General features: G+C 71.3%; 6 protein-coding genes. All 6 read right to left on the bottom strand.

Translation table 11 applies throughout. The features are described 5' to 3' along the window. On the bottom strand, positions 1-897 hold an 897-nt coding region (locus tag B4E30_RS04325), incomplete at its 3' end, for a class II aldolase/adducin family protein (protein WP_286793649.1). 55 nt (positions 898-952) lie between these two features. Further along, positions 953-1,828, bottom strand: a complete 876-nt coding sequence (locus tag B4E30_RS04320) for an alpha/beta hydrolase fold domain-containing protein (RefSeq protein ID WP_286793648.1) — start codon at positions 1,826-1,828, stop codon at positions 953-955. Positions 1,829-1,832: 4 nt separating this feature from the next. After that, positions 1,833-2,999 carry an L-rhamnose isomerase gene (gene rhaI / locus B4E30_RS04315; protein ID WP_286793647.1) on the bottom strand — a complete coding sequence of 389 codons (1,167 nt, stop codon included), beginning with the start codon at positions 2,997-2,999 and terminating at the stop codon, positions 1,833-1,835. Beyond that, positions 2,996-3,379, bottom strand: a complete 384-nt coding sequence (locus B4E30_RS04310) for an L-rhamnose mutarotase (protein ID WP_286793646.1) — start codon at positions 3,377-3,379, stop codon at positions 2,996-2,998. The genes rhaI and B4E30_RS04310 overlap by 4 nt, the downstream gene beginning before the upstream one ends. A gap of 321 nt (positions 3,380-3,700) precedes the next feature. Continuing rightward, complete coding sequence (locus B4E30_RS04305; RefSeq protein WP_286793645.1) at positions 3,701-6,526, bottom strand: FAD-binding and (Fe-S)-binding domain-containing protein; 2,826 nt, start codon at positions 6,524-6,526, stop codon at positions 3,701-3,703. Further along, a partial coding sequence (locus B4E30_RS04300; RefSeq protein WP_286793644.1) for a nucleotide-binding domain containing protein occupies positions 6,523-6,916 on the bottom strand: 394 nt, incomplete at its 5' end. The genes B4E30_RS04300 and B4E30_RS04305, both read right to left, overlap by 4 nt.

Here is a 6,916-nt window from a genome sequence, read left to right as displayed (position 1 = left end):
GTCGAGGATCATCGGCTTGACCTTGGTGCGCAGGAAGTGGTCGGGGCAGCTCGTGCCGAGCTCGGCGAGGGCGGGTGCCTTCTCGGACGCGAGGAACTCCAGCACCACGTCGGCGTCGGTGAAGTGCCCGACCATCGGCTTGTCGTGCGAGGCGATGCCGCGGATGGTCGGAGCCAGCGCGGCGGCCTTCGCGCGTCGCTCGGCCTCGGGCAGGGCGCCGAAGCCGACGCGCTCGGCGCCGAAGGGCGCATCCGCACCGTGCTCGGCGATGTAGGCCGCGGCGGTGTCGATGATCCACAGCGAGTTCTTCTCGGACTCCTCGGAGGTGTCGCCCCACGCCGTGATGCCGTGGCCGCCGAGGATGCAGCCGACCGCCTGCGGGTTCTTCGCCTTGATCTCGGCGATGTCCAGCCCCAGCTGGAAGCCGGGGCGACGCCACGGCACCCACACGACCTTGTCGCCGAAGATGGTCGCCGTCAGCTGCTCGCCGTCGGCGGCGGTGGCGATCGCGATGCCCGAATCCGGATGCAGGTGGTCGACGTGGGCGGCGTCGACCAGGCCGTGCATCGCCGTGTCGATCGAGGGAGCAGCGCCGCCCTTGCCGAACAGGCAGTGGTCGAAGGCCGCGACCATCTCATCCTCGCGCTCGAGGCCGGGGTAGACGTTCACGAGCGAGCGCATCCGGTCCAGGCGCAGCACCGCGAGGCCCTTCTCCTGCAGCGTGCCGAGGTCGCCGCCGGATCCCTTCACCCACAGCAGCTCGACCGGCTCGCCGGTGACCGGGTCGATCTCGGTGCCCTTCGCCGAGGTGTTCCCCCCGGCGTAGTTCGTGTTCTTCGGGTCGGCGCCCAGGCGGTTGGAACGGGCGATCAGGTCGGCCGCGGCGGGATTCGTCATGACGTTTCCTTCGTAGGGATCGTTCGGCTGCGGTTCCGCAGTCGTGAAGTGCGGGTTACGGGGTCGTCGCATCCGCAGAAAGCGACTGCGGAGCGCGGGTGGTGGGAGTCGTGCGGGTGGGGCGAGGATCGGGCGAGGCAAGGGCCAGGATGCGCGCGGCGAAGCGCTCGATCGACGGCTGCGCGGCTCCCTCTTCCGGGCGGTTGAGGTGGCCGTGCTGCGTGCCCGGCTCGGTGGAGCAGTCGACGTCGACGCGGGCGGCTCGCAGGATCTCGGCGAACGCCTCGCCCGAGACGCGCAGTTCGTCGACCTCGTCGTTGATCATGATCGTGGGCGGGAAGCCGGCGAGCTCCGCTGCCGATGCCAGGCCGGGCGCGGCGTAGACATCGGCGGTCGACACCGGTGCGCCGAGGTAATTCTCGTACATCGCGCTCACGACGTCGGGTCCGAATCTGTCGGCGTCGGGCTCGGCGTCGAGAGCCGCGCGCAACGCGTCGTCGGGCGCGGGCTGCACGGGGTGCAGCGTCGGATAGGCGAGCACGAGGAGCGGGGGTGTCTCACCGCCGGCGTGCAGGGTCTTGAGAGTCGCACCGGTGGCGAGATTCGCGCCCGCGCTCGCGCCGCCGAGCGCCCACGGGCCGGTCGTCAGATCGGATGCGGCCGCCCACGCGTACGCGAAGGCGACCTCCTCGCGCGCGACCGGGTACCGGAACGCCGGCGCCAGCCGATAGTCCACCGAGACGACCGCGATGCCGAGCTCGGCGAACGCGCGCGCGACGCCGTCGGCCTCGGGCATGTCCAGGTCGCCGTGGGCGAACCCGCCGCCGTGCGCCCACACCAGGCCGGCGGCTGCCGGTGCGGCGGGGACGTAGGTGCGCACGCGCAGCGGGCCATGGGGCCCGTCGAGCACGCGGTCGGCGACGGTGGTCATCGGATCAGGCGCCCCAGCCCGCCTGCGTGCCGCCGACGCGCTCGGCGACGATCTTCTGCTGATACCCCGAGGCGGCGTAGGCGGCCATCGGGTCGGCTGGCAGTCCCCGCGACTCGCGCCACTGCGCGAGCGCCGGGCGCACATCCGTGTAGAACGCGTCCATGAACACGGCGTTGGCGGCGAGCACATCGTTGGCGGCCTGGGCGGCGTCGAGGGCCTCGCGGTCGACGAGGAGTGCCCGCGCGGTCATCTCCTGCACGTTGAGCACGGAGCGGATCTGGCCGGGGATCTTGTCCTCGATGTTGTGGCACTGGTCGAGCATGAAGGCCACGTCGGGGTTGTTCAGCCCCCCGCCGCGGATGACCTCGAACAGGATGCGGAACAGCTGGAACGGGTCGGCCGCGCCCACGATCAGGTCGTCGTCGGCATAGAAGCGGGAGTTGAAGTCGAAAGAGCCGAGCTTGCCGAGCCGCAGCAGCTGCATGACGATGAACTCGATGTTGGTGCCGGGCGCGTGGTGGCCGGTGTCGAGGCACACCATCGCCTTGTCGCCGAGCGTGGCGACCTGGGCGTATGAGGTTCCCCAGTCCGGAACGTCGGTGTGGTAGAACGACGGCTCGAAGAACTTGTACTCCAGCACCAGGCGCTGGTCGTCGCCGAGGCGTGCGTAGATCTTCTGCAGCGAGTCGTTCAGGCGGTCCTGCCGGGCGCGCATGTCCATCTGGCCGGGGTAGTTCGATCCCTCGGCGAGCCAGATCTTGAGGTCACGCGACCCGGTCGCATCCATGATGTCGATGCACTCGAGGTGGTGGTCGACGGCCTTCTGGCGGATGCGGTCGTCGTGGTGGGTGAGGGCGCCGAACTTGTAGTCCTCGTCCTGGAAGGTATTGGAGTTGACCGTGCCGAGTGTGACACCCAGGTCTTCGGCGTAGGAGCGCAGCTCGGCGTAGTCGTCCACGGTGTCCCACGGGATGTGGAGGGCGACCGACGGCGCCAGCGCGGAGTGCTTGTTGACCTGCGCGGCATCGGCGATCTTCTCGCGCGGGTCGCGCGGGGTCCCCTCGGTGGTCCACACGCGGAAGCGCGTGCCGGAGTTGCCGAATGCCCAGCTGGGCAGTTCGATCCCCTGGCCTTCGAGCTGGGTGAGGATGTCGTCGGACAGCGTCGTCATGATGCAATGCCTTCTTCGGTCGGAGCCGTGCCGGTGGCAGCGAGCTGGTCGTGCAGGTTGAAGATCTCGGTGAGGGGCGTGGCGGCCTGGTCGGGGCGACCGACGAGGTCGACGAAGAACCGGGACATCTCGGCCTCCCATCGCGCGGCGACGTCGCTGCCGGCGAGGTAGGCCTGCGCCGCGTCGTCGTCGTCGGTCTCGTAGTAGCCCACGAGGCGACCGCCCTCGGCGAGGAAGAGGGAGTAGTTGCGGCGCCCGGCGGCGGCGATCTCGGCGAGCATCTCGGGCCAGACCGGGGTGTGGCGGGCGATGTACTCGTCGAGGAGCTCGGGTTTGATCTGCAGTTCGAAGCAGACCCGCGTCGGGGTGTGGCTCGTCATCGAGTAGCGCTCCTCAAGCGTCTGTGAATCGATTCAACGATAGGCCAGTGCCGCGCGATGCGCAAGTGCGGCGGAGGGTGGGCGCTGCGGGGCGGAGGGATGTCCCACCTTCTGTCGGTATGGCGGCTGTTGGGAACAGCAAGTGGGACATGGCGGAGGGCAGGTGGGCAAGTGGATGCTGCGGGGCCGGCGATGGATCCCTCTCCCGCGGCATGTCCCACTTATTGACGGTATGGCGGCTGTTGAAGACAGAAAGTGGGACATGCCTCTGATGGAGGGCGGCGCCGGCTGGGCGGGCGGCGGTGGTGGAAGCGCTGCGGCTCAGCGAGTGGCCTGTTCGAGGAGCTCCAGGATGTGGCGGTAGCCGACGCCGGTGGCGCGGGTCATGCCGAGCTCGCACGTGCGGTTGCAGGAGGCGTGGGCGTCGCCGGCCAGGGCGGCGACTTCGGCCGCCTCGGCGGCGGTTGCCGATGCGGTCAGTTCGGGATGCAGCATGCCGCGGTCGCCGGCGAACGCACAGCATCCCCACGCGTCCGGGGTGACGACCTCGTCGGCCACGCGCTCGGCGATTCGACCGAGGGCGTCGTTCAGTCCCATCTGGGTGGAAGAGCAGGTCGGATGCAGCACCAGGCGTGATGCGACGTGCGACGCCGCAGGCAGGCGCGGCAGCACCTCGCGGTCGACGAAGGCGACCGCATCCTCCACCGTGGCGTCGAGGCCGGCGCCGGCGAGCAGGTGCGCGAAGCCCTCGGTGCAGCTGGACGCGTCGCTGACGATTGGCAGTCCGGCTGCGACGGCGGTGCGCACGGCGTCGACGACCCGCCGCTGCATCACGTCGCGTCCGCGCGGGAATCCCTTCGACGTCCACGGCGTGCTGCAGCACATCGCCTCGATGCCGTCGGGAACGGTCACGGCGATCCCCGCGCGGGCGAGCAGCGCGGTGAACGCGGCGGTCGCGCCCGCACCGCCGCCCTCGGCGCCGAACATGCTGCCCACGCACGCCGGCAGGTACACCGCGACCGGCTCGGCGTCGGCGGCTCCGACATGACGCCCGAGCGTCCGCCGCGCGCAGCCGCCCGCCGGAAGCTCGGCCGAGTAGCGCGGCACCGTGTCGGATCCGGCGACGGCGCGCGCGGCATCCGTCACCGCCGCCACCGCGCCGGCGGGTGCGGCGTCGGCCAGCGTCAGCGCGGCGGAGCCCACGCGCGTGACCGCTCCCCAGCCGCGGGCGGCGGCGGTCCATCCGGTCTCGAGAATCCGGTTGCGGTTCTCGGTGCGAAGACGCTTGACGAGGGAGCCGGTGTCGATGAGCACGGGGCACGCCGTCGCGCACATGCCGTCGGCGGCACACGTCTGCAGGCCCTCGTAGTCGTAGTCGCGTTCCAGCTCGCGGCGCAGGTCGTGATCGCCGGATGCGCTCGCCCGCTCCATCGCGCGGCGCGTGACGATGCGCTGCCGCGGCGTGAGCGTGAGGTCCTTCGACGGACACACCGGCTCGCAGTAGCCGCACTCGACGCACCGGTCGGCCTCGGCCTCGATCGACGGCGTGAGCTTGATGTGGCGCACATGGGCGTCGGGGTCGTCGTCGATGATCACGCCGGGGTTGAGGATGCCGGCGGGATCGCACAGGCGCTTGAGCTCGCGCATGACGTCGTAGAGCTCGTCGCCGTACTGCCGTCGCACGTACGGGGCCATCGCGCGTCCGGTGCCGTGTTCGGCCTTGAGATTGCCGCCGGCGGCGAGCACCAGGTCGACCATGTCGTCGGTGAACCCGGTGAGGCGGTCGAGCTGCTCGTCGGTCTCGAACCGGTCGGTGAGCATGAAGTGGATGTTGCCGTCCTTCGCGTGTCCGAAGATCACGCTGTCGCGATAGGCGTAGCGGGAGAACAGCTCCTGCAGTGATGCGCAGGTCTCGGCGAGGGCGGGGACGGGGACGACGACGTCTTCGAGGAGTGCGGTCGTGCCGCTCGCGCGAGCGCCGGCGACCGACGCGTAGAGGCCCTTGCGGAGCTTCCAGGCGCGGGCGCGGATGGCCGCGTCGGTCGAGAGGGGTGCCGGTGCGCGCAGCGGTTCGGCGCCGATCGCGCCGTCGCCGATCGCGACGAGCCGGGCGAGGTCGTCGGCCTCGAATGCCTGGTACTCCACGAGGAGCGCGGCGTGGCGGTGCACGTCGAACCCGACGATCTGCGGCGGCGCGTCGGCGAGACCCTGACCGACGCGCAGCGAGGTCGCATCCATGAGCTCGACGGTGGCGGCGCCGGTGTCGACGAGCGCGGGCAGGGCGCGGGTCGCGGCGTCGAGGTCGTCGAAGACGGCGAGGGCGGTGGCGGTGCGAGGCCGGATCGGCACCGTGCGGAAGGTGGCCTCCGCGACGAAAGCGAGGGTGCCCTCGCTGCCGATCACGAGGTGCGCGAGCAGGTCGGCGGGGCGATCGTGGTCGAGGAAGGCGTTCACGCCGTAGCCGATGGTGTTCTTCATCGCGAACTGGCGGCGGATGAGCTCCACCGACGCGGGGTTCTCGGCGACCCGTCGCCTCAGCCGCAGCAGACCGTCGACGAGGCCGGGTTCGGCGCGCTGCAGCGCCGCGTCGGCGTCGGGCGCGCCCGTATCGACCCGTGTGCCCGAGGGGAGCACGAACACCATCGACTCGAGGGTGCGGTAGGTGTTCTCGGTGGTGCCGCAGGCCATGCCGCTGGAGTTGTTGTTGACGACCCCGCCGATCGTGCAGGCGGCCTCGCTGGCGGGATCGGGACCGAGCCGGTATCCGTGGCGCACGAGGCGGGCGTTGACCTGTCGCACGGTGGCGCCCGGCTGCACGCGCACGCGCCGGCCGCCGTCGAGCACGTCGATGCGCCGGAATCCGCGGCGCACGTCGACGAGCAGCCCGTCGCCGGCGCTCTGTCCCGACAGGCTCGTGCCGCCCGATCGGAAGGTGACGGGGCGGCGCAGCGTCGACGCGGTGCGCAGCAGCCGGGCGACCTCGGCCGCGTCGGCCGCGGTCACCACCGCTTCCGGGGTGAGCAGGTAGTGGGATGCGTCGCTCGCCTGGGCGACGCGGTCGATGGCTCGCGTGCTGAGGCGTGCGGGATCGTCGAGCTCCGCGGCGAGGCGGGAGAGGCCGGTGTCGACGGCCGTTGCGACCGTCATCGACTGCCGGCCTCGGACTCGCCCAGCCGGCGCACGTCGTCGAAGAGGTCGACGCCGCCGACCTGGCCTCCCTTCAGCAGGAGTTTCACGCCGTCGACGGCGGGGTCGTCGGCGTGGGCGCGCAGCAGCACGATGTTGCCGACGGGGTTCGCCGCGATCGACAGCGACCGCACGCCCAGCAGCGTCGTGATGCGACTGGAGGTGTCGCCACCGCACACGATCACCCGAGTCGCGGCGCCGGCGTCGAGCACCGCCGCCACGATGTCGGCGCCGGCGCGGGCGAGCGCGTGCAGCGGGTCGGCGTCGTCGAGGCGGAGGTCGTCGGACCGGAAGGCGACGCTGCGTCCGGCGCCGAGCGCGGTGATCGTGCGCGCGATCGCGGCGTCGCGG

Source organism: Microbacterium sp. UBA3394 (assembly GCF_002358725.1).
In the GTDB taxonomy this organism is placed as follows: domain Bacteria; phylum Actinomycetota; class Actinomycetes; order Actinomycetales; family Microbacteriaceae; genus Microbacterium; species Microbacterium luteum.
This window is presented reverse-complemented; position numbering and strand designations above follow the sequence as displayed.